Origin of the sequence: Fictibacillus phosphorivorans (assembly GCF_001619875.1) — a bacterium.
In the GTDB taxonomy this organism is placed as follows: Bacteria; Bacillota; Bacilli; order Bacillales; family Fictibacillaceae; genus Fictibacillus; species Fictibacillus phosphorivorans_B.
Window position 1 is genome coordinate 294,640 of the sequence record NZ_LRFC01000023.1, and the last position, 19,433, is coordinate 314,072.

18 protein-coding genes are annotated in these 19,433 nt (G+C 37.8%); 10 read left to right on the top strand and 8 right to left on the bottom strand.

The annotated features are described in order from the left end of the window. The first annotated feature begins 117 nt into the window (after window positions 1–117). From AWM68_RS10980 to AWM68_RS10990, 4 genes are all read left to right on the top strand, one after another. Window positions 118–1,806, top strand: a complete 1,689-nt coding sequence (locus AWM68_RS10980; protein WP_066241263.1) for a formate--tetrahydrofolate ligase — start codon at window positions 118–120, stop codon at window positions 1,804–1,806. A 54-nt stretch (window positions 1,807–1,860) separates the two neighbouring features. Further along, a complete protein-coding gene (locus AWM68_RS21055) occupies window positions 1,861–2,010 on the top strand; it encodes a YycC family protein (RefSeq protein ID WP_082820676.1) in 150 nt (49 codons plus the stop codon). Between the two features lie 78 nt (window positions 2,011–2,088). After that, window positions 2,089–2,949 carry a CvfB family protein gene (locus AWM68_RS10985; protein ID WP_066241265.1) on the top strand — a complete coding sequence of 287 codons (861 nt, stop codon included), beginning with the start codon at window positions 2,089–2,091 and terminating at the stop codon, window positions 2,947–2,949. Between the two features lie 677 nt (window positions 2,950–3,626). Beyond that, complete coding sequence (locus AWM68_RS10990) at window positions 3,627–5,045, top strand: amino acid permease (RefSeq protein WP_156488384.1); 1,419 nt, start codon at window positions 3,627–3,629, stop codon at window positions 5,043–5,045. Between the two features lie 17 nt (window positions 5,046–5,062). On the opposite strand, the gene AWM68_RS10995 is transcribed toward AWM68_RS10990, so the two are convergent. After that, the gene (locus AWM68_RS10995; protein ID WP_066241268.1) at window positions 5,063–6,604 is read right to left on the bottom strand and encodes a solute symporter family protein; all 1,542 of its coding nucleotides are present in this window, start codon (window positions 6,602–6,604) and stop codon (window positions 5,063–5,065) included. After that, window positions 6,601–6,936 (bottom strand): DUF485 domain-containing protein, encoded by a 336-nt coding sequence (locus tag AWM68_RS11000; RefSeq protein WP_066241276.1) that lies wholly within the window; start codon window positions 6,934–6,936, stop codon window positions 6,601–6,603. Before AWM68_RS11000 ends, AWM68_RS10995 begins: the two co-directional genes overlap by 4 nt. Before the next feature lie 211 nt (window positions 6,937–7,147). Here AWM68_RS11000 and AWM68_RS11005 point away from each other — a divergent pair, with 211 nt between their 5' ends. Further along, a complete protein-coding gene (locus AWM68_RS11005; RefSeq protein ID WP_066241279.1) occupies window positions 7,148–7,828 on the top strand; it encodes an MgtC/SapB family protein in 681 nt (226 codons plus the stop codon). Window positions 7,829–7,840: 12 nt separating this feature from the next. Next, complete coding sequence (locus tag AWM68_RS11010) at window positions 7,841–8,413, top strand: cysteine hydrolase family protein (RefSeq protein WP_066241281.1); 573 nt, start codon at window positions 7,841–7,843, stop codon at window positions 8,411–8,413. 35 nt (window positions 8,414–8,448) lie between these two features. Here the strand turns inward: AWM68_RS11010 and AWM68_RS11015 are convergent, their stop codons facing one another. Continuing rightward, window positions 8,449–9,513, bottom strand: coding sequence for an SDR family oxidoreductase (locus tag AWM68_RS11015; RefSeq protein ID WP_066241283.1), 1,065 nt, complete (start codon window positions 9,511–9,513; stop codon window positions 8,449–8,451). Between the two features lie 65 nt (window positions 9,514–9,578). On the opposite strand from AWM68_RS11015, the gene AWM68_RS11020 reads away from it, so the two are divergent. Beyond that, window positions 9,579–10,241 (top strand): NAD(P)H-binding protein, encoded by a 663-nt coding sequence (locus AWM68_RS11020; protein WP_066241286.1) that lies wholly within the window; start codon window positions 9,579–9,581, stop codon window positions 10,239–10,241. Window positions 10,242–10,305: 64 nt separating this feature from the next. After that, entirely contained in the window at window positions 10,306–10,737 is a 432-nt protein-coding gene (locus AWM68_RS11025; protein WP_066241289.1) for a BrxA/BrxB family bacilliredoxin, read from the top strand. A gap of 91 nt (window positions 10,738–10,828) precedes the next feature. Here the strand turns inward: AWM68_RS11025 and yjcZ are convergent, their stop codons facing one another. The 3 genes from yjcZ to AWM68_RS11040 all read right to left on the bottom strand — a co-directional run bounded on the left by yjcZ (window position 10,829) and on the right by AWM68_RS11040 (window position 14,569). Further along, a complete protein-coding gene (gene yjcZ, locus AWM68_RS11030) occupies window positions 10,829–11,017 on the bottom strand; it encodes a sporulation protein YjcZ (RefSeq protein ID WP_419865585.1) in 189 nt (62 codons plus the stop codon). Between the two features lie 567 nt (window positions 11,018–11,584). Continuing rightward, complete coding sequence (gene plsY, locus AWM68_RS11035; RefSeq protein WP_066241295.1) at window positions 11,585–12,172, bottom strand: glycerol-3-phosphate 1-O-acyltransferase PlsY; 588 nt, start codon at window positions 12,170–12,172, stop codon at window positions 11,585–11,587. Window positions 12,173–12,379: 207 nt separating this feature from the next. Next, complete coding sequence (locus AWM68_RS11040; protein ID WP_066241299.1) at window positions 12,380–14,569, bottom strand: MMPL family transporter; 2,190 nt, start codon at window positions 14,567–14,569, stop codon at window positions 12,380–12,382. A gap of 204 nt (window positions 14,570–14,773) precedes the next feature. Between AWM68_RS11040 and AWM68_RS11045 the strand changes: the two genes are divergently transcribed. Continuing rightward, window positions 14,774–15,547: a class I SAM-dependent methyltransferase gene (locus AWM68_RS11045; protein WP_066241302.1), complete on the top strand. Its 774-nt coding sequence runs from the start codon at window positions 14,774–14,776 to the stop codon at window positions 15,545–15,547. Between the two features lie 303 nt (window positions 15,548–15,850). Continuing rightward, window positions 15,851–16,870: a low-specificity L-threonine aldolase gene (ltaE, locus tag AWM68_RS11050; protein ID WP_066241304.1), complete on the top strand. Its 1,020-nt coding sequence runs from the start codon at window positions 15,851–15,853 to the stop codon at window positions 16,868–16,870. A 91-nt stretch (window positions 16,871–16,961) separates the two neighbouring features. Here the strand turns inward: ltaE and AWM68_RS11055 are convergent, their stop codons facing one another. Together AWM68_RS11055 and AWM68_RS11060 are read right to left on the bottom strand one after the other, a co-directional pair. Continuing rightward, window positions 16,962–18,419 carry an amidase family protein gene (locus AWM68_RS11055; protein WP_066241308.1) on the bottom strand — a complete coding sequence of 486 codons (1,458 nt, stop codon included), beginning with the start codon at window positions 18,417–18,419 and terminating at the stop codon, window positions 16,962–16,964. Between the two features lie 139 nt (window positions 18,420–18,558). Then, a complete protein-coding gene (locus AWM68_RS11060; protein WP_066241310.1) occupies window positions 18,559–19,299 on the bottom strand; it encodes a DUF6081 family protein in 741 nt (246 codons plus the stop codon). Window positions 19,300–19,433 lie beyond the last annotated feature (134 nt).

Here is a 19,433-nt window from a genome sequence, read left to right on the forward strand (position 1 = left end):
CTTTTACCAAGTAAACTAAACGATTAAAAGTTGTAATAGAAAAACTCGTCGCATCACATACTTGTTTCATATACAATAGAAAGTGAGACAATTTTACATATGGAGGGTTAAATCAACATGCTAGAAAAGGTTACGTATAAAAGTGATATCGAGATTGCCCAATCAGCGAAAATGCTGCGAATTGAAGAAATTGTAGGACAATTAGGAATTGAAGAAGATGATTGGGAACCTTACGGAAGATACAAAGGGAAGCTCTCATTAGATCTATTTCAAAAACTTCAAAATGTTGAAGAGGGAAAAGTAGTCTTAGTTACAGCAATTAGTCCAACACCCGCAGGAGAAGGAAAATCAACCGTAACGGTAGGACTTGGACAAGCACTTAATCGTGTAGGAAAGAAAACGATTATCGCGTTGCGTGAACCATCATTAGGTCCTAGCATGGGGATTAAAGGCGGAGCAGCAGGTGGCGGTTATTCACAAGTAATGCCAATGGAAGATATCAACCTTCACTTTACAGGTGACCTGCATGCGATAACAACTGCGAACAATGCATTAGCAGCACTTATAGATAACCACATCCACCAAGGAAACGAGTTGAATATCGACCCGCGCCGCATCGTTTGGAAGCGTGCATTAGACATGAACGACCGCGCATTAAGAAAAATTGTAATTGGATTAGGCGGACCCGTTCAAGGTGTTCCTCGTGAAGACGGCTTCGATATAACGGTTGCATCTGAAGTTATGGCAATCTTTTGTTTAGCGAACGACTTAGAAGATTTAAAGGTAAGACTTTCAAGAATGGTCGTGGCATTCGATTACGATAATCAGCCTGTAACAGCTGGGGATTTAAATGCACACGGTGCTCTGACATTACTATTAAAAGACGCCATTCGTCCAAACATTGTTCAAACATTGGAAAACACACCTGCTCTTGTTCATGGTGGACCATTTGCCAATATTGCTCATGGATGCAACAGTGTGATCGCTACAAAACTTGCATCAAAGTTAGGTGATATGGTTGTGACAGAAGCTGGCTTCGGTGCTGATCTTGGAGCTGAGAAGTTCTTAGATATTAAGGCAAGATATGCTGGTATCAACCCAAGTGCTGTAGTAATTGTAGCTACAGTAAGAGCGCTTAAAATGCATGGTGGCTTGGCGAAGGAATATTTGAAAAATCCAGATGTTGGAGCACTTGAAAAAGGAATGCCAAACCTTGAAAAACACTTAGAGACATTAAAGCATTTTGGTGTACCTGTTGTTGTTGCCATCAATAAATTTGTTACTGACACAGATGAAGAAATTGCTTTTATAAAAGAATGGTGCAGTGCAAAAGGTATAGCTGCTGAAGAAGCTGATGTATGGGCTAAAGGCGGAGAAGGCGGAGAAGCGCTTGCAAAAAGAGTATTAGAAACAATTGAGACAGAAAAAAATTCATACAAACCTTTATATGAATTAAACGTTTCGTTACAAGAAAAAATAGAAACCATCTGTAAAAAAGTCTACGGAGCTGGCGAAGTTCAATTTTCTCCTAAAGCCTTAAAACAAATGAAGCAGTATAATGACTTTGGATGGAATGAACTGCCTGTCTGCATGGCAAAAACTCAATACTCATTTTCTGATGATCCAAAAAAGTTAGGACGTCCCGAAAACTTTACCATTACGATCAGAGAACTAAAACCATCAATCGGAGCAGGATTTATTGTTGCTCTAACGGGAGATGTTATGACAATGCCAGGATTACCTAAAGTTCCGGCGGCAAACAACATGGACGTTTCAGAAGATGGAAAAGCAGTAGGTCTCTTTTAAGAAATAGTATAAAAGATTTCCTTAAACTGCTATACTTCTGTAGGAGGGATGCATATGAAACCATTACAACTTTCAGCAGACACGGCTGTTAAATTAGCAAAATCGTTAAACGTTCCATTGGAGCAGTTGATGCATATGCCACAGCATATCTTAGTAAAAAAACTGATGGAATTGGAAGCATCCAAAGAAAATAAGGATGAATAATTAAGAAAAGAAGGCGAAAACCTACTATGTAGGTTTTTTCTTTTTTCTTATGTATCTTTTAAAAAAAGGAATGAAAATATGGAGTCAAAAAAACCAGGTTTAGTATACTCTCTTAAAGTACTTAGGAATTCAGATTTAGGATATGTCCTAGATTTAGAAGATGGCAAGGAAGTCCTTTTGCACAAGACAGAAGCCAAAAGTAAGCATGAAGAAGGAAATTTAGTTAAAGTCTTTTTATATCAGGACCATGAAGGAAGACTTGCTGCTACAGAAACCATCCCAAAAGTTCAGCTTGATTCATTGGCTTGGCTTGAAGTAGCAGGTGTAAATCGTAAGTTAGGTGTATTTCTTCACATAGGAATCAAAAAAGATGTGCTTTTATCAAAAGATGATCTGCCAGAATCATGGGACGAGTGGCCTCACTTAGGTGACCGGTTGTATTCTGGATTAAAATTAGATAAAAAGGGACGTCTCTTTGCTGACCTTGCAACAGAAGAAGAGATGGTTGAACAAGCGGAAGCAGCAACGGAAGAAGCATTTAATCAACAAACGTCTGGACATGTTTATAAAATAAACGAAGCAGGTGTTTTGTTGTTTACGGAATCTCAGCACATCGGGTTTATTCATAACGACGAATTAAAGGTTAAGCCGCGCCTCGGTCAAAAACTGGGAGCACGTGTTGCATTCGTTCGTGAAGATGGAAGAATCAACTTATCGATGCGTGCTAGAAAAGAGATTGCATACAGTGAGGATTCAGAGCGCATTTATCAATATTTAAGAGAAAATAAAGGGCAAATGCCACTAACGGATAAATCGTCACCAGAAGAAATTAAAGAAACGTTTCAAATGAGCAAAGCTGCATTTAAACGTGCGCTAGGTAAGCTTATGAAAGAAGAGAAGATCATTCAAGAGGACGGAAAAACATACCTACAAATCTAACTAAGGAGGAACCTGATCTATCAGGTTCTTTTTTATTGTTTTCTTTTGACAGTAGTTGATTTCCGTTCCAGGTGCTCGCTTTCCGCGGGGCAGGCGGTGAGCCACATTCGAAAGTTTCGCTTTTAAGTGTCTCACCTGTCTAGTTGCAGTGGCTAGCCCCTCGAGGTCAAAAGCTAAATGGTCTAAAAGGCAAAGTGCGCCTTCCTAGCCCATTCACCTTTTGCTTGTCGGGGCTGAACGAGCCACTCCCACTTTTCGGACTGCCCGCCTGTCTCGCACCTTCTACTACAACCAACTGTTCAAAGAAGACAAACAAAAAAATAAATAAGCAACAATCTTGGAATAGAGTCTTATTTAACCAGTGGATGAATCATCACCAACAAGGACATTAAACAAAACCTAAAAAGAATATTAATTAGGGGGGTATATGGCTTTTCATTATTGTCACTTACTGTCGCTCGCCAATATATGAGGAAAACTCGCAGGATTATGGCCAAAACTCGCCGGAATAACGCCCGTATTTCAGGAATTATTTCAATAATTTCTTGAATCAGCCCTCTAAATACCCCACCAAGTATAAGATGAGACCATTCAAAACGAAGTGAACGTGATCATTTTTGGTATTTTGAGTTACAACAGATCACATTGGGTAGAATACTAGTGGAAAGGTGGGTATTGTGTTGAATAGGAATTTAGGTTTTTGGGTCTTAACGGCGCTTGTCGTCGGTAATATGGTGGGATCAGGTATCTTTATGCTGCCTCGCTCTCTGGCAGAAGTCGCAAGCCCATCAGGCGTTCTTTCCGCCTGGGTTATAACTGGGTTTGGCGTCTTAATGACAGCGCTAGTCTTTGGAAATTTATCATTAAGAAAACCTGAGTTAAACGGAGGACCTCAAAACTATGCAAAAGCGTTATTTAGAGAGAATTCGAATTCCTCATTGTTAGCAGGTTATCTTGTAAGCTGGGGATATTGGGTGGCAAACTGGTCAGGCAATGTTGCCATCATCACAACTTTTGCGAGTTATATATCTACTTTTTTTCCTGTTATGACAAACGGACATCCATTGATTAAGATTCTTGGAACAACTGTTACAACTGGAGGAGTTATTACGTTCATCGTTTGCACTATCCTGCTTTGGAGCGTACACTATTTAATTTTGAATGGAATTGAAGGAGCAGGGAAAGTAAATTTTGTTGCAACAGCAGCAAAAGTTTTAGGATTTTTGCTTTTTATACTTGCATGCCTCTATGCGTTCCAAGCTAGCAACCTTGTTCCTTTCTATGAGCCGATTGAAGGAGAGGGAGGAGTTCAATCTGGTTTTCTTTCACAGATTAACAATGCGGCTATTGCTACATTATGGGCTTTTGTCGGAGTAGAATCAGCGGTTGTTTTTTCAACGCGAGCCAAGAATAAGAGTGATGTAAAAAAAGCAACAATCCTTGGACTGTTGATTGCACTTGCCTTGTATTTAAGTATTACGTTATTGGTAATGGGAACATTGCCTCAAAATGAACTGGTCCAATCTCAAAAACCACTAGTTGATGCATTGAAAACCGCTATAGGTCCATCAGGAAGTATGGTGATGGCCATACTGGGAGTCATATCACTATTTGGAGCGACGATCGGATGGGTCTTATTATCTGCTGAAGTACCGTTTCAAGCCGCTAAACAGCGAATGTTCATCCCAAACTTTTTAAAAGAAAACAAAAAAGGTTCTCCCGTTTTTTCACTTTGGATTACAAACTTATGTACACAAGCCTTTTTGTTTTCTGTAATCTCACAATCCATGGCATCCGCTTTCGATTTTATGATTTTTATTGCGACATTGGCTTTTCTCGTTCCATATATTGTTGCCTCTCTTTATCAGTTGAAACTTGTGATAAAAGGGGAGACGTATGAAAGTACGAGGAAGAGCCGAACAACAGATGCAGTCATCGCTTCACTTGCTGCGATCTATTCAATATGGGTGATTTATGCAGGAACTGCTGATATGAAAACCTTTTTGTTTGGTATTGCTCTACTTGCTTCAGGCATATTATTTTATCCGCTCGTTCCAAAACATGTTGCCTCAAAAGAAAAACCGGCTGAGAAATAGCCGGTTTTCCACTTTCATTATGCACCTTTACGCAATCCAGATCCTGTATTTGCTTTTACTAATATTTCATTAAACTTGTCTAGATCAGACGGTTTTGTGAGCATCGTACCGATAATCGCTCCTAAGAACCCAAGCGGAATCGATACAATTCCAGGATTCGCAAGCGGGAAAATAGCTTCGCCCGTTAATATGGCTGCTCCCTCGATTGGAGACCAAACACTTGGAGAAATAGCTACTAAAACAAGCGAGCTTATTAAACCAACAAGCATTCCTGTTACAGCACCTGCCGTATTAAAGCGTTTCCAAAAGATCGTGAGCAAAATAATGGGAAGGTTCGCACTTGCAGCAACTGCAAAGGCAAGCGAGACCAAAAACGCAACGTTTAGTTTTTGTGCAAATAAAGCTAATATAATTGAGATAATGGCTACACCTACAGAAGCCCATTTAGCAGCTTTCATTTGCTCTTTTTCTGTTGCGTGACCTTTTCTTACAATATGTGTGTAGAAGTCATGTGCAAAAGCAGAAGCCGCTGATAAAACAAGCCCTGCAACAACTGCTAAAATGGTAGCAAAGGCGACGGCTGAAACAAAAGCAAATAAAAACTCACCGCCTAGCACTTCAGCAAGCAATGGAGCAGCCATGTTTCCAGCAGCATTTGCGGCTACAATCTTTTCTTGACCGACAAAAGCAGCAGCTCCAAAACCTAAAAAGATTGTCATGATATAAAAAGCACCGATTAGCCAAGTAGCATATACAACTGATTTCCTTGCAGTAGGTGCATCTTTTACAGTGAAGAAGCGAATTAATATATGAGGAAGCCCAGCGGTACCTAAGACGAGTGCTAAGTTTAATGAGATCGTATCAAGAGGATCTTTAAACTTGTTTCCTGGATTTAAAAAAGACTCACCAAGTGGAGTAGCGTTTTTTACTTGGTTAAACATTTCTGTAAAACTGAAACCGAACTTTGCAAATACCATTACTGAAATGATAAATGTACCGAGCATTAATAAAATTGCCTTAACGATCTGCACCCATGAAGTTGCAGTCATTCCGCCAAAAACGACATAGACAGTCATTAAAATACCAACAATAAGGACGGAATATATGTAATCAATACCTAGTAAGAGCTTGATTAAGGCACCTGCACCAACTAATTGCGCAACCATATAAAAGGTTGAGATCGCCATTGTATTGAGTGCAGCAACTCCACGAACTTTTTTATCATTAAATCTTGCTGCAATCATATCCGCCATTGTATATTTACCTAGATTACGAAGGGGCTCTGCGACCAAATATAATACAACCAGATAGGCTACAAGAAAACCAATGCTATAGAAAAAGCCATCAAAACCAGAAAGAGCAATGGTACCTGCAATGCCTAGAAAGGAAGCTGCTGACATATAGTCCCCTGCAATTGCAAGTCCATTCTGCATGCCGGTCAAGCCGCCGTCAGCTGTGTAGAAATCACTTGTTGTTTTCGTTTTTTTAGAAGCAAAATAAGTAATGACTAATGTTAAAGCAACGATTCCTAGAAACAAAGAAAATGCTGTACCATTCATGAGGAGGCCTCCTTGTCCATTTCTGTCACAACTTTTTCAGCTAGCTCGTCAAAGCGCTTTGCACGCTTCGTATAGATCATACATAATGACCACGTCATAATAAATTGTCCAAACGCAAAGATCCATGCCCAGGAGATATCACCTATAGCTCGTTGGTTTAAGACATCTGTGTAAGCTGTTAAAAGGGGAAGGCTAAAATAAAACAGTAAAAAAAACACGGTCATCGGTATGATAAAACGCTTTTTCTCTTCCATTAACTGTTTAAATTTACTGGATTCAACGATTTCGCTATACCTTGGGTGTTCAAAATTTTGCTGTTTTTTAGGTAACAAGTCATTTCCTCCTCATATTTAATTTTGTTAAATAAAAAATTATCAACCCTCCTTCGACTGAATAGTTTTTATTTTCTGATAATATCTTTTTCTATTATAAACTGAAAAAATTAATCATTCAAATACAAACGTCTCGAACTTTAGAAGGATTTAATTCCACTGTTTGCGTATTATTAAATAAGGGCAAAAACAGAAGAGAGGTGAAAACATCATGAGTGTTGTCTTAGTTAAATTAGGAATGTCAGCATTTTTTGGACTTATCATCGGTATTGAGCGGGAACTAAAGAACAAACCCGTTGGACTTAAAACAAGCCTTGTTATCTCAATAAGCAGTTGTTTGCTCACAATCGTAAGCATTGAATCTGCTAAACAGTTTTCACTTGTTTCTAGTCAGACCGTTATGGATCCGATGCGTCTTGCTGCACAGATTGTCAGTGGCATCGGTTTTCTAGGTGCAGGTGTTATTTTAAGGAGAAGCAACGATGTGATTTCAGGTCTTACAACGGCTGCCATGATATGGGGTGCATCAGGATTAGGAATTGCAGCTGGAGCAGGGTTTTATAAAGAAGCTGCTGCTGGTGCATTTTTAATATTAATCAGCGTAGAGCTGATCCCATTGATTATGAAATGGATTGGCCCAAAAGCTTTAAGACAAATTGATATTAAGTTAAAGTTAGTTGTAAATCCTGACACAAATATGAGTGATGTCATGAAAGAGATCAGCGAACTTAAAGTCAAAATCGTCAATGTGAGAATTAAAGATCTAGAAAACGACAACAAAAAGATGGAATTAGCCGCATCCATTTATGAAAAAAGGTATACAACAGACCTTTATGATGATGTGAAGAAAATTAACGGAATACGCAGTGTTGAGATTGAGACACTAGGTTAAAAGGAGGATGAAATGAAAGCATTAATCGTTATTGATTACACAAACGATTTTGTAGCTGACGAAGGCAAGCTGACATGCGGAAAGCCAGGTCAGGAAATTGAAGATAGAATTGTATCACTTACAGAAGAGTTTTTGAGAAATGGAGATTATGTGGTTTTAGCCGTAGATGTACATGAAGAAAACGATCAATATCATCCAGAGAGCAAACTCTTTCCACCGCATAATATTAGAAATACTGAAGGCAGAGAGCTGTATGGAAAGTTAAAGGATGTCTATACACAAAATCGTTTAGAACTAGAAAAGCAAATTCATTGGTTAGATAAGACTCGCTATAGTGCTTTTGCAGGGACTAACCTTGAGATGAAATTACGAGAAAGAAATATACAAGAATTGCATCTGACAGGAGTGTGTACGGATATTTGTGTATTACATACTGCTGTTGACGCTTATAATAAAGGCTTTTCAATAATAGTCCATGAAGATGCTGTTCAAAGTTTTAGTCAGCCGGGACATGAATGGGCATTATCACATTTTAAAAATACGTTAGCAGCCAAAGTAGTCAGCAGTAGCAATAAATTAGTGTGAAGGAAGGGATGGCAGTTCATACTGCCGTCCCCTTTTTAATACCGTTTTAAGTTGAGATCACTTGCATTATTTTTATAATATTGTACGATTGGACCCACATATTCTTCAAAAGGAGGACATTTAATTTCAGTTCCTTGCAGGTCGCTCATTAATTGAGTCGTATCATATTGTGCGTCATGAGAAAAGTAAGATAGCGTTTCATAAGGTACACCTAGCCATTTAGATAGAATAGAAAAAGACAATAACCGTTCTGCAAATCGATTGGATAGCGTCCAGCTAGGTTTCTTTCCTGTTAGTTCTTGACATAATAAAGAATATGCTTCCTGAATAGAAGGTGAATCCGGACTAAGCAAATGGTACGTTTTTGATTCACCCTTAGCGTCATGCATTAAAAAAACAGATGCTTTAATAATAAAATCAACGGGAACAAGATGAATTTTTGATGTTGATTTGCCGATATTCGGAATGGGCAGGCGAGCTAGACGGTTTATAAACTGCATCATAAAATACGGCCCGTCAAACTTAATGGTTTCTCCTGTTATAGAATCACCTACAATGATTCCCGGCCGAATAATGGTTGTTGGTATTCTATTTATTGACGCTCTAACAATACTTTCTGCTTCATGCTTTGTCTGTTCGTAAAAATTACGAAAGCTTTGAGGCTCTTTCAAATCGTTCTCCAGGATTTCTCCTTGTTCATTACCTGATACATAAGCCGTGCTAAAATAGCAAAACCGTTTTAGATTCTTGCAACTTTCCACAAAAGATAAGACGTTTTTAGTACCTGTAACATTGCAGGAGTATGCAGGTTCATACGGAATGGTTAAGTCGTAAAGAGCTGCTAAATGTATACAATGTGTAATATGTTCAGAAAGGTGTTCAATTTCTGTAGAAGACAAACCTAACTGATCCTTTGTTATATCACCTTCTAGAAGATGTATATGATCATATTGATTCTCTAGTTTATTTTCAGCGATTTGTCTTTCATGTTTTAAAATCAATAAGTAAAAAGAAGAAGACGGGTATTCGGTTTGCAGAGCTTTTACTAGCTTTGAAGCTATAAAACCTGGATAACCAGTGATAAAATAGGAATGATTCATTCTAAAACACCTGCCAGTCCATTTTTTTAAATTCGCTCTAAAACTCAAGAAAGGATCATTAATTCATGAAAAGTAAAACGGTTATTATTGCAGGATCAAGTGGGTTAGTTGGTCAGGAAGTTATCAAACAACTTCTTAATGATCCTATGTGCCAAGAAATTATTTCGCTCGTTAGAAAAACGACAGAAATAAAAAATGAAAAACTAAAAGAAATCATATTCGATTTTTCTGCACCTGATTACCATTTAGAAAAGATTCAAGCTGATGTAATGTTTATTTGTATCGGCACGACGATGAAAAAAGCAAGATCAAAAAGTGCTTTTGAAGAAGTAGACCTGCAGATTCCAGTTAAATTAGGCAGACTTGCTCAAAAATTAAACATTGAACAGCTTTCAGTTATATCAGCTATGGGAGCTAATGACAGATCAACATTCTTTTATAACAGAGTGAAAGGGAAGATGGAGTCACACTTGATTTCATTAAACCTTCCTCATCTTACAATCGTTAGGCCCTCATTGTTGATTGGGGGACGTGATGAGTTTAGGCTTGGAGAAAGGTTTGCGGAAAAACTCTACAAAGCTTTCCCTTCCATATATCCCAAAAAATATGAACCCATTAAAGCGAGTTCAGTAGCCTGTACACTCATAAAAGAAAGTTTTAAACCTAAAGGACAAAGGGTACACATACTTGAAAATAAGAAGATTCATGAAATAAGCCGTAACAGTTAAAAATATTGCTTATTTACGTTATAATAACATTGTATGTAAATGATTCGTTTTCAGGAGGAATAAAATAATGAATGCCTATGAAGAATATATGAAACAAATGGCTCAGCCTATGAGAGATGAATTAACACGCGCTGGATTTGAAGAATTGAAAACGCCTGAAGAAGTTAATTATTTTATGCAGGAAACTGAAGGTACTGCATTAGTTGTCATTAATTCTGTGTGTGGATGTGCTGCAGGACTTGCCCGTCCAGTTGCAATTGCATCACAGAACCATTCTGTAAAACCTGATCAGTTTGTTACGGTTTTTGCTGGTCAGGATAAAGAAGCAACGGCTCAAATGAGAGAGTTCTTTGGTGATATTCCGCCATCTTCTCCTTCGATGGCTGTTTTAAAGGATGGAAAAGTCGTACACTTCATTCACCGCCACAACATTGAAAACCATGCGCCTGAGGAGATTCTTGAGAATTTACTCGGAGCATATGACGAACATTGTTAATGCTTTTTTACTCAGTATAATTGGACTGTTTTAAAAAAGAAAGAGAGAAGCAAATAGGCTTCTCTCTTTCTCTTTTTATAAATATAATGACTTAATGAGAAGAGGATGAAGATTCGTCGCAGTCGTCATCTTTGCCATGGAACGCAGTCGCTCCGATAATGATTAGCAGGATGAACAGAACAACAATAATTAGAAACCCACAGCCATGACCATAACCATAGCCTCCACCATAGCTTCCACCATATCCACCATGCAACGGCATGTTAGCAACCGGCTTCATATTAATGTTCATATTATCACCATAAGGCATATTCATTTTCTTGTTTTCCATTTCAGTCCCTCCAAATATTAAAGTCTAGGTCAACGTCACATTACACCATATGACCGAACCACCAAAACGGACACGGACAAATGCGGAGTTTTTAGTGAAATCGCCTGTACTTTTTTAGGAGAAGAGCCTAATTTCAATTTTATTAAGGAATTCTTTGATTGAATCTATAAACAAAGTAGCTTTTACGTTTAAAATCGTTGGAGTTTTAAGTACCAAAACTGTTCATATTTTATACCCATTAGGGTATAAGGCTGTGCATTCCTAAAGTTTAGGTACGTAATCCAAAAATATTGGCAGTTTATCCACGAGTTTTGGCCTCCAATCCAAAAGTTTTGACTGTTTATCCACGAATTTACAATCCTCGACATATTTCGTGACGTTTATTCTCGTCACATACCCCAGCACCTCAACAAAACTCTTCAGCCCTCTAAAATGACTAAAACACCAGTTAGATCAATGGGTCATAACAACAAATTTTAAACGAAAAAAAAGACCGTCCTTATCATAAGAACGATCTCAAATCCATTTTACTTTTGGTTCTGTTTTCTTAACGATTCTAACAATGTTTTGTCTGTGTCTAAAGATTAAAAAGAGTGTAAAGCCGATTAAAATGTAGGTCGTAATGTAGTCGCCGGCAAGCAAAATACTTAAAATCACTGATCCAACACCAGCCATAATAGACGAAAGTGAAACGTATTTACTTAAGTACAGCGTTAAAAAGAAGGTAAGCAGGACAAGTAAAAACAAAAGAGGTTCTGCAAACAACAAAACTCCTCCAGAGGTTGCTACTGCTTTTCCGCCTTTAAATCTCGCAAATACGGGGTAACAATGCCCAATAACAGCTGGTATGCCAGCAATAAGTGGATGTAGGTCAATATCCAGCAATACTGGTAAACTTGCTGCAAAAGTACCTTTTAAAACATCTGCTGCTGAAACAATAAAACCCGCTTTTTTTCCTAATATCCTAAACGTGTTTGTACCGCCTAAATTGCCGCTTCCATGTTCTCTGATGTCAATGCCATAACCTAGTTTTCCTACTAACAGGGCAAAGGGGATAGAACCTAGCAAATAAGAAAGAAGAATAATTATCATGATTTCAGTCATATGAACACCCCTAAAAATAAGACTAGCTATTTCTTATTATAGGATATAACGTTTTAATTTCCCACAATTAGTTTGAATAATACTTGGCATTGCGATCGCCTGATCGTGCTCCTGCAGTTGAGTTGATGATCGACCCAAACTTGTTGTTACGCCAAAACTATCTTGCTAACCAGAAATAATTTCTGATCATGCAAAAAAACAGCACCCTTATTCGGAAAGGGCGCCGCGGTTTTTATTCTTCATATTCTTTGAAAAAGGCATCCACCAATTCCAGTCTCCAAGAAGCTTCATTAATGACGGAACGAATATCATCCTTACGATTGTTGCGTCAATAAAAATAGCAAGCGCGATAGCAATACCAATCTGTTTTACTGGCATTACATTAGTAAAAGCAAAAGATCCTGTAATGACAATCATTATTGCAGCAGCTGAGGTTATGATTTTTGAGGTAGAGGTTAATCCTGATAAAGTAGCATGGTCATTATCACCAGTCTCCTCATAGATTTCTTGTATTCTTGAAATTAAGAACACCTCATAATCCATACTAAGTCCAAAGACGATTCCAAAAGTAAAGACGGGTATCATTAACCCAATCTCTACAGGATCCATCAGCACACCGCTTTGAAAGATCCATACTAGTATTCCAAAGGTAGCTGCCAGACTGAGCATGTTCATAAAGATTGCTTTTATTGGTATGAATACAGAACGGAATGCAATCATTAGTATGAAAAGTGTAGTAATCAATACAATCGCTAATCCATATGGTGCTTTTTCAATAATTTCATCAAATATCTCTTGATTGAACTTTGTTACACCACCAATTGTTAAAGAAAGTCCGTTATAATCATCTTCCCATTTTTTAACGAATCGTTTAGCTTCATCCCCTGTAACATCTACTGATAAATAAGCTCTGATTACAGCAGTTTCTTTATTAATAAACGGCTTAAGTGCAGGGGATAACTGCTGTTTTCCCTGATCTGTCTGCAAAACATCGTAAAGCTCTGATCCATTAAGCTGGTTTGTATAATTAAAAATAGATTCTGTTTTGATTACTTCTTTTTCATTTTCAAGATTCCTTACTAATTTTTCTAACGCAAGCAGTGCTTCTTTGTTTGTAACATAAGAATCATTTGCTTCAGCCACAATGAGCACTGGATATAATTCATCTTCACCGAAGGTCTTTTCGAATTTTTCAAAGGCCGTTCTTGACTCATATTCTGGCGGGAGCGCTTCCGCTTCTGGAATTGAAAGTTTCATATCTTTAACAGGGGTTACAGATACGGCTAAAATACATGCTGCGGTGATCGCCATAAGAACGGGGCGTTTCATAACAAAAGCCGCAAATGAATGCCAAACAGATTTTCCATTTTCTTTCGGTTTAAACAATTTTAACGCATTAACCCGATCACCAAGTACGGCTAAAATGGCCGGCAAAAATGTAATTGCATTCAGTACAGATAGAATGACAACCACCATACCGCCAATTGCTACCGTTTTAAAAATATCAATATTAATCAGCAGCATACCTGATAGACCTAAGAACACACAAAGACCAGAAAAGGCAATCGATCGACCAGCTGTTTGAACAGAGATTATGGTAGCCTTCTCGATTCCTTGATGAAGTTCTTCACGAAAACGATTAACAAGAAGCAAGGCAAAGTCTATTCCTAATGCAAGTCCAATCATTGGAACAACATTTAGTAAGAAAATACTTACGTTTGTTTCTTGACCGTAAAAATAAAGAAGTCCAAGTGAGCTTACAACAGAGATTACACCGACTAAAATAGGCAATCCTGCAGCTATTAAACCTCCAAACGCTAGTAAAAGAATGATTAAAGCTGCAGGTATTCCAATTGCTTCTGCTCTTGCTAAGTCATGTTGACTTGCAGTGTTCATATCTTCCGCTATAACAGGACCTCCTGTTAAAGAGACAGAAATCTCCCTGTCTTCAGGCAAACGGTCTCTTATCTGTTCAATGGAAGTCTTTAAATCTCCGAAGCTTTTATCGAACTGTACAGAAGCAAAAGAAACGTTATCTTTAATCGTCTTTTCAGGAGCATCATAAGGACTCTGCACTCCAACAACGTCTTCTACATCATCCATCTTTTCAATCGAATTCTGAACAAAATCTTTATACTCTTGATCTTGAGGACTATATTTTTCAGAATCAAAGATCAACATCACAGAAGATTTTGGCTGATCGAACTTTTCTTGAAGAATATTTTCTACTTTTGAAAAGGAACCATCCATTTCAAAGCCGCTGCCACTTAATATGGATGGAAGTTTGACGGCAAAAAAGCCCAATACAATGGTAGTCAGAATCCAAAATGTTATAATAAGTACACGGAACCGATATGTAAACTTTCCTAAGGCAAGAAAGGATAAACCTTTTTTCATGGTGGTGCCTCCTCAAACATATATCTTCCCATATTTTAGGTTTGTTCCAAGATATATGCAAATAATAAGAAACCTAATCTATCTATTTTGAACTTTTTCTAGAGACTTCTTTAAAGCTGCGTTTAAGCAAATGTTCCAACTAACATCCTTTAAAAGCACAGACTAGACTACAGGCCTTATTTAAAAAACAGACAGGTGATTACATTGATTGTTACAACAGCTGGCAAAAATGCATTACGATTACATAGTAAAGCAGCAGAAGTTTCCTTAACCATCGGAGGCATATTCGTAGAGCGAGATGGCCACTCCATCTCATCCTTAACAGAGAAGTATCATCAAGATGTTCTCATGATTGGGGTCGACAAAATTTCGTATCATCCGAAAAACGGAGGTACACCTTTCTTTTTCCATCCCAATTCTTCTATGTTTCGTGTAAAACAAATAATAAGAGGAGAAAAAGATGCTTTTATCGAAGCCGCTCAACTAACTGAAGGTATGAGTTTATTGGACTGTACGCTTGGACTAGCTTCTGACTCTATAGTAGCCAGTTTAGTTACAGGAGAGAATGGCTCTGTAACAGGGATTGAAAGCAGCACCGCTATTTCATTTGTCGTTCAGAGCGGTCTTAAAGTTTGGGAATCCAAACTCCCAGAGATGAATGCAGCTATGAGAAGAATTGAGGTTGTACAAAGTGATCATTACGAATATCTAAATAAACAACCTGATAATCGCTATGACGTTGTTTATTTTGACCCGATGTTTGAATCAACCATTGCTTCTCCTGGTATACAAGGCTTAAAGAGCAGTGCTGATTACGGGGAACTTACTAAGAAAACGATCACTGAAGCATTAAGAGTAGCTTCACAGCGTGTAGTAATGAAAGATAATCGATCAAGCACGAAATTTGAAGAACTAGGGTTTTCAGTACTGAAAAGAAATTCCAGTTTTTTATATGGAGTTATTAATAAGTCCCTTTAATAAAGAGTCTATTTTAAAAATGTTTTTTTAGTAGCTTTGTCATTCTCTTCACTGACAAGTTGATTGGAGTGCAAGATGCGTGCCTACTACATGAGAAGCTTCTCGAAAGGCATGCGACGAGGAAGCCTACTTCGGTAGCATTTACAAGTAGACGAAGGAGCAAGAACACCTTTATGAAATCTATTTTTAAATCGCTCACCGCCTGCCCCACGGAAAGCGAGCACCTAAAACGGAAATCAACTACTTTCAAAAGCAACAATGAATAAGAAAAACAGCCCACAAAAAAACAGAATGAGGTGTAACATGATTGACCTTAGAAGTGATACTCTTACACAACCAACAAAGAAAATGAGAGAAGCGATCTACAACGCTTCAGTAGGGGATGATGTTTATGGAGAAGATCCCTCGATTAATAGATTAGAAGAACTAGCTGCTGAAATGACAGGGAAAGAAGCTGCTTTATTCGTTACAAGTGGAACACAGGGAAACCAATTAGCCGTTCTTTCTCAAACAGCACCAGGTGATGAGATTATTGTGGAAGCAGAGTCTCATATCTTCTTTTATGAAGGAGGAGCTATTTCAGCTTTAGCTGGCGTTCAGCCAAGAGTCGTTCAAGGTTTAAAAGGTGAAATGAGTCCTGCTGCTGTAAAAAATGCCATTCGTTCTGATGATATCCATTTTCCGGATACTTCTTTAATCTGCCTTGAAAACACGCATAACCGTTCAGGAGGATCTATTGTTTCTTTAGAAAACATGAGTGCTATATATGATCTTGCTGTTAACGCAGGCATTCCCGTTCATATTGATGGAGCACGGCTCTTTAACGCAGTCGTAGCATCAAATCATAATTTAAAAGATTTTACCCAATATTGCGACTCTGTTCAGATTTGTTTATCTAAGGGATTAGGATCACCTGTTGGTTCAATATTAGCAGGAAAAAAAGAGGTTATTCAAAAAGCTAGAAAATGGAGAAAGCGTCTTGGTGGAGGTATGAGGCAAGCTGGTTTCTTAGCGGCTAGCGGTATCATATCGTTAACAGAAATGGTGAATCGTTTAGCAGAAGATCACGAAAAAGCATCGAAACTAGCGGATGCCATAGAAGAAATGAATGGGTTAACACTTCTAAATAGACCTGATACGAACATTGTTATTGTTAATATTGAAAAAACCTTGCAGACCAATGCGGAATTTTTAGACAAGCTTAAGAAAGAAGGCGTGCTCGCCGTTTCTTTTGGAGAAGGACAAATTAGATTTACAACGCACTATGATGTAAGTGAAAAAGATATTGAATATGCAATCTCTGCCATTCAAAGAGTTATATAAAAAAGTTTACCTAAAGATAATAAATAAAAAAAAAAAACGGGTGCTATCCCGTTTTTTTATTTTGACTGAATAAGTAAACAACAATTCTTTTTTACTCAAATTCGATAGGTACCCTTTTTTGTGAAACTTGTTCAAACGCATAACCAAATTGAATAAGCTTTTTCTCAGAGAACGCTTCACCTGTAAAGACTACACTAAGAGGCAGGCCATCATTATCAAAACCTGAAGGCACCGAAATAGAAGGATAACCTGCTTTTGCTGGAATACCATACCATACATCATTTGGACTAATAAGAGCGTCGAGTTGGTTTTCGTCCATAACGCGATCAATACCTTCATTTTGTGTTTTATGAATATCATTAATCTTGGATTGAAGATATTCTGGGCTAGATAATGTTCCATCTGTTTCATTGCTCTCAATTAGTAGTTCTTGATTATACTTTAGGCAGTTTTCTTTATGTTTTTCGTTAAATGCGATGACATCAGATAATGTAGAAATTCCGATGGCAGGGGAGACAGACTTTAAGTAATGATTAAGGCCAGATTTAAATTCATGTAAAAGGACAGTATAGTTGGATCCTTCTTTTTCAAGAGGGGAGATTTGATCTAAATAGACAATTTCTCCGCCATTTTTCTTAATTATTTCAAGTGCTTCATCAAATACTGATTTTTGTTTTTCATTCAGATCACGAATGCAAAATTCATAGCTTACTCCAAATTTTTTCCCTTTTAATGAAGATTGCTCCAAACCATCCGTATACGAAGTGTTCTCAGGAGCAATATGGGTAGCTGCATCTCCTGAATCCTTGCCTGCTATCACTTCAAGCAATATCGCCGCATCTTTAACTGTTCTAGCCATTGGTCCCGCTGTATCCTGACTGATCGAGATAGGTATGATACCTGTTCTCGAAACCAAACCGACAGTAGGTTTGATCCCTACGATATTGTTGTTTCCAGCAGGGCATAAAATAGATCCTGATGTTTCTGTTCCGATAGCAAGAGTCGCAAAGTTACATGAAACAGCGGCAGCAGAGCCAGAACTCGAACCACTTACATCAAGTACTCCTGGGCCGTAAGGATTTAAAACTTGTCCGCCCCGAGAGCTATATCCATTTTTCATATTATAAGCCATGAAGTTAGCCCATTCAGTCATATTTGCTTTACCTAGGATAATAGCACCCGCATCTCTTAATTTCTGAACGATAAACGCATCTTCTAGGGCATAGTGGTTTTGAAGCGCTAATGAACCTGCACTTGTATGCATCTGATCGGCAGTATTGATATTATCTTTAATGATAACTGGGACGCCGTGCAAAGGACCGCGTACTTTCCCATTTTGTCGCTCATCATCTAATCTTCTTGCTATGAAAAATGCATCAGGATTAACTTCAAGTACCGAGTTAATCATTGGACCTTGTTTATCATACTTTGAGATCCGATCTAAGTAATATTTCACAAGATCAACAGAAGTTAATTCCCCATTTTCAAAATGAAACTGTAGTTGATTAAGTGTGATTTCTTCCAATTGCAACACGTTAATTTGTGACATTTTGCCGCATCCTCTCATATTTACTCAATACTTATTATATAAAACTGTCACAAAAAAAGGAATTTTCAAAGTATTGCTAGAATAAATAAAAAAAGGCCCGCATCATGCTGACCTTTAAGAGTAAAACCCGATTATTGTATTATTCTTCAAATGTAATTTTCATAGGTGACCATTCGCCAATGATACCTTGCCCGTGTAGTGATGTACTGCCTTCTGAAGATAAATCTTTTTCTGTCATAAGTCCAAGGGCAACTTTAAATTCATTAAATTTGATTGGTACATTTTTTTCAGTTCTTACGGTTGAACCGTTAACTGCGAAAATCACTTCGTCTGCTTCGCGGTTGTAAGTAATTTGATATTCGTTCCATTCTCTATCTTTAAATTCTTTTTCTTCTTTAAAAATACAAAAATATCTCGTTTTGTCGGTTTCAGGCACTGAAACACCTGGAAATGGAAGTACTGCATAAACACTAGCAAATTGATCGTTTCCAGCAAAGAAATCAAGCGCTGCGCCTGTTGTGAAGTCCAATAAATTCACGGATACAAAACCATCGTATAAATCGTTAGCATGAGTACCGATTGGGCGAGAGCGCATTTTCCAGTGAAAGGAGATGGTTCCGTCATCAGGCACTTTAATCGATTCATTAGAATAATACATGTGCTTTGCGTTATCTAAAAATTGCACAGAAGGGTGTGATTTAGTGAAGGGGTTTACCCTGACATATAACTCATCATTTCTTACAATAACTACTGCCTCTGGCTCTCTGAATTCGTGAAATGATCCATCTGGAAGTGGAAAACCTCCAATTCTCCATGTTTCAGATTCAGTTAATATGGTATGAAAATTTCCTAGTACCATTTCTTTTTGAAGTTTTTTCATTAAACACAGCTCCTAGTTAATTGCTTATAAAATTATTTAATCAAATAAAGGTTGATGAGGCAAATGCAGGCTTTTCTATTAATACCCGTCCATAAAAAAAACTAGATTTCTAACATGGACAAGTATATTTCAGA

What these genes read in the sequence shown, in the direction of transcription:
- AWM68_RS10995 (WP_066241268.1), bottom strand. Translation starts at nt 6,604, where the DNA reads ATGAATGGTACAGCATTTTCTTTGTTTCTAGGAATCGTTGCTTTAACA.
- yjcZ (WP_419865585.1), bottom strand. Translation starts at nt 11,017, where the DNA reads ATGAAGCCGGTTGCTAACATGCCGTTGCATGGTGGATATGGTGGAAGC.
- plsY (WP_066241295.1), bottom strand. Translation starts at nt 12,172, where the DNA reads ATGACTGAAATCATGATAATTATTCTTCTTTCTTATTTGCTAGGTTCT.
- AWM68_RS11040 (WP_066241299.1), bottom strand. Translation starts at nt 14,569, where the DNA reads ATGAAAAAAGGTTTATCCTTTCTTGCCTTAGGAAAGTTTACATATCGG.
- ltaE (WP_066241304.1), top strand. Translation starts at nt 15,851, where the DNA reads ATGATTGACCTTAGAAGTGATACTCTTACACAACCAACAAAGAAAATG.
- AWM68_RS11060 (WP_066241310.1), bottom strand. Translation starts at nt 19,299, where the DNA reads ATGAAAAAACTTCAAAAAGAAATGGTACTAGGAAATTTTCATACCATA.
- AWM68_RS11020 (WP_066241286.1), top strand. Translation starts at nt 9,579, where the DNA reads ATGAAAAGTAAAACGGTTATTATTGCAGGATCAAGTGGGTTAGTTGGT.
- AWM68_RS10985 (WP_066241265.1), top strand. Translation starts at nt 2,089, where the DNA reads ATGGAGTCAAAAAAACCAGGTTTAGTATACTCTCTTAAAGTACTTAGG.
- AWM68_RS11055 (WP_066241308.1), bottom strand. Translation starts at nt 18,419, where the DNA reads ATGTCACAAATTAACGTGTTGCAATTGGAAGAAATCACACTTAATCAA.
- AWM68_RS11015 (WP_066241283.1), bottom strand. Translation starts at nt 9,513, where the DNA reads ATGAATCATTCCTATTTTATCACTGGTTATCCAGGTTTTATAGCTTCA.
- AWM68_RS21055 (WP_082820676.1), top strand. Translation starts at nt 1,861, where the DNA reads ATGAAACCATTACAACTTTCAGCAGACACGGCTGTTAAATTAGCAAAA.
- AWM68_RS10980 (WP_066241263.1), top strand. Translation starts at nt 118, where the DNA reads ATGCTAGAAAAGGTTACGTATAAAAGTGATATCGAGATTGCCCAATCA.
- AWM68_RS11010 (WP_066241281.1), top strand. Translation starts at nt 7,841, where the DNA reads ATGAAAGCATTAATCGTTATTGATTACACAAACGATTTTGTAGCTGAC.
- AWM68_RS11005 (WP_066241279.1), top strand. Translation starts at nt 7,148, where the DNA reads ATGAGTGTTGTCTTAGTTAAATTAGGAATGTCAGCATTTTTTGGACTT.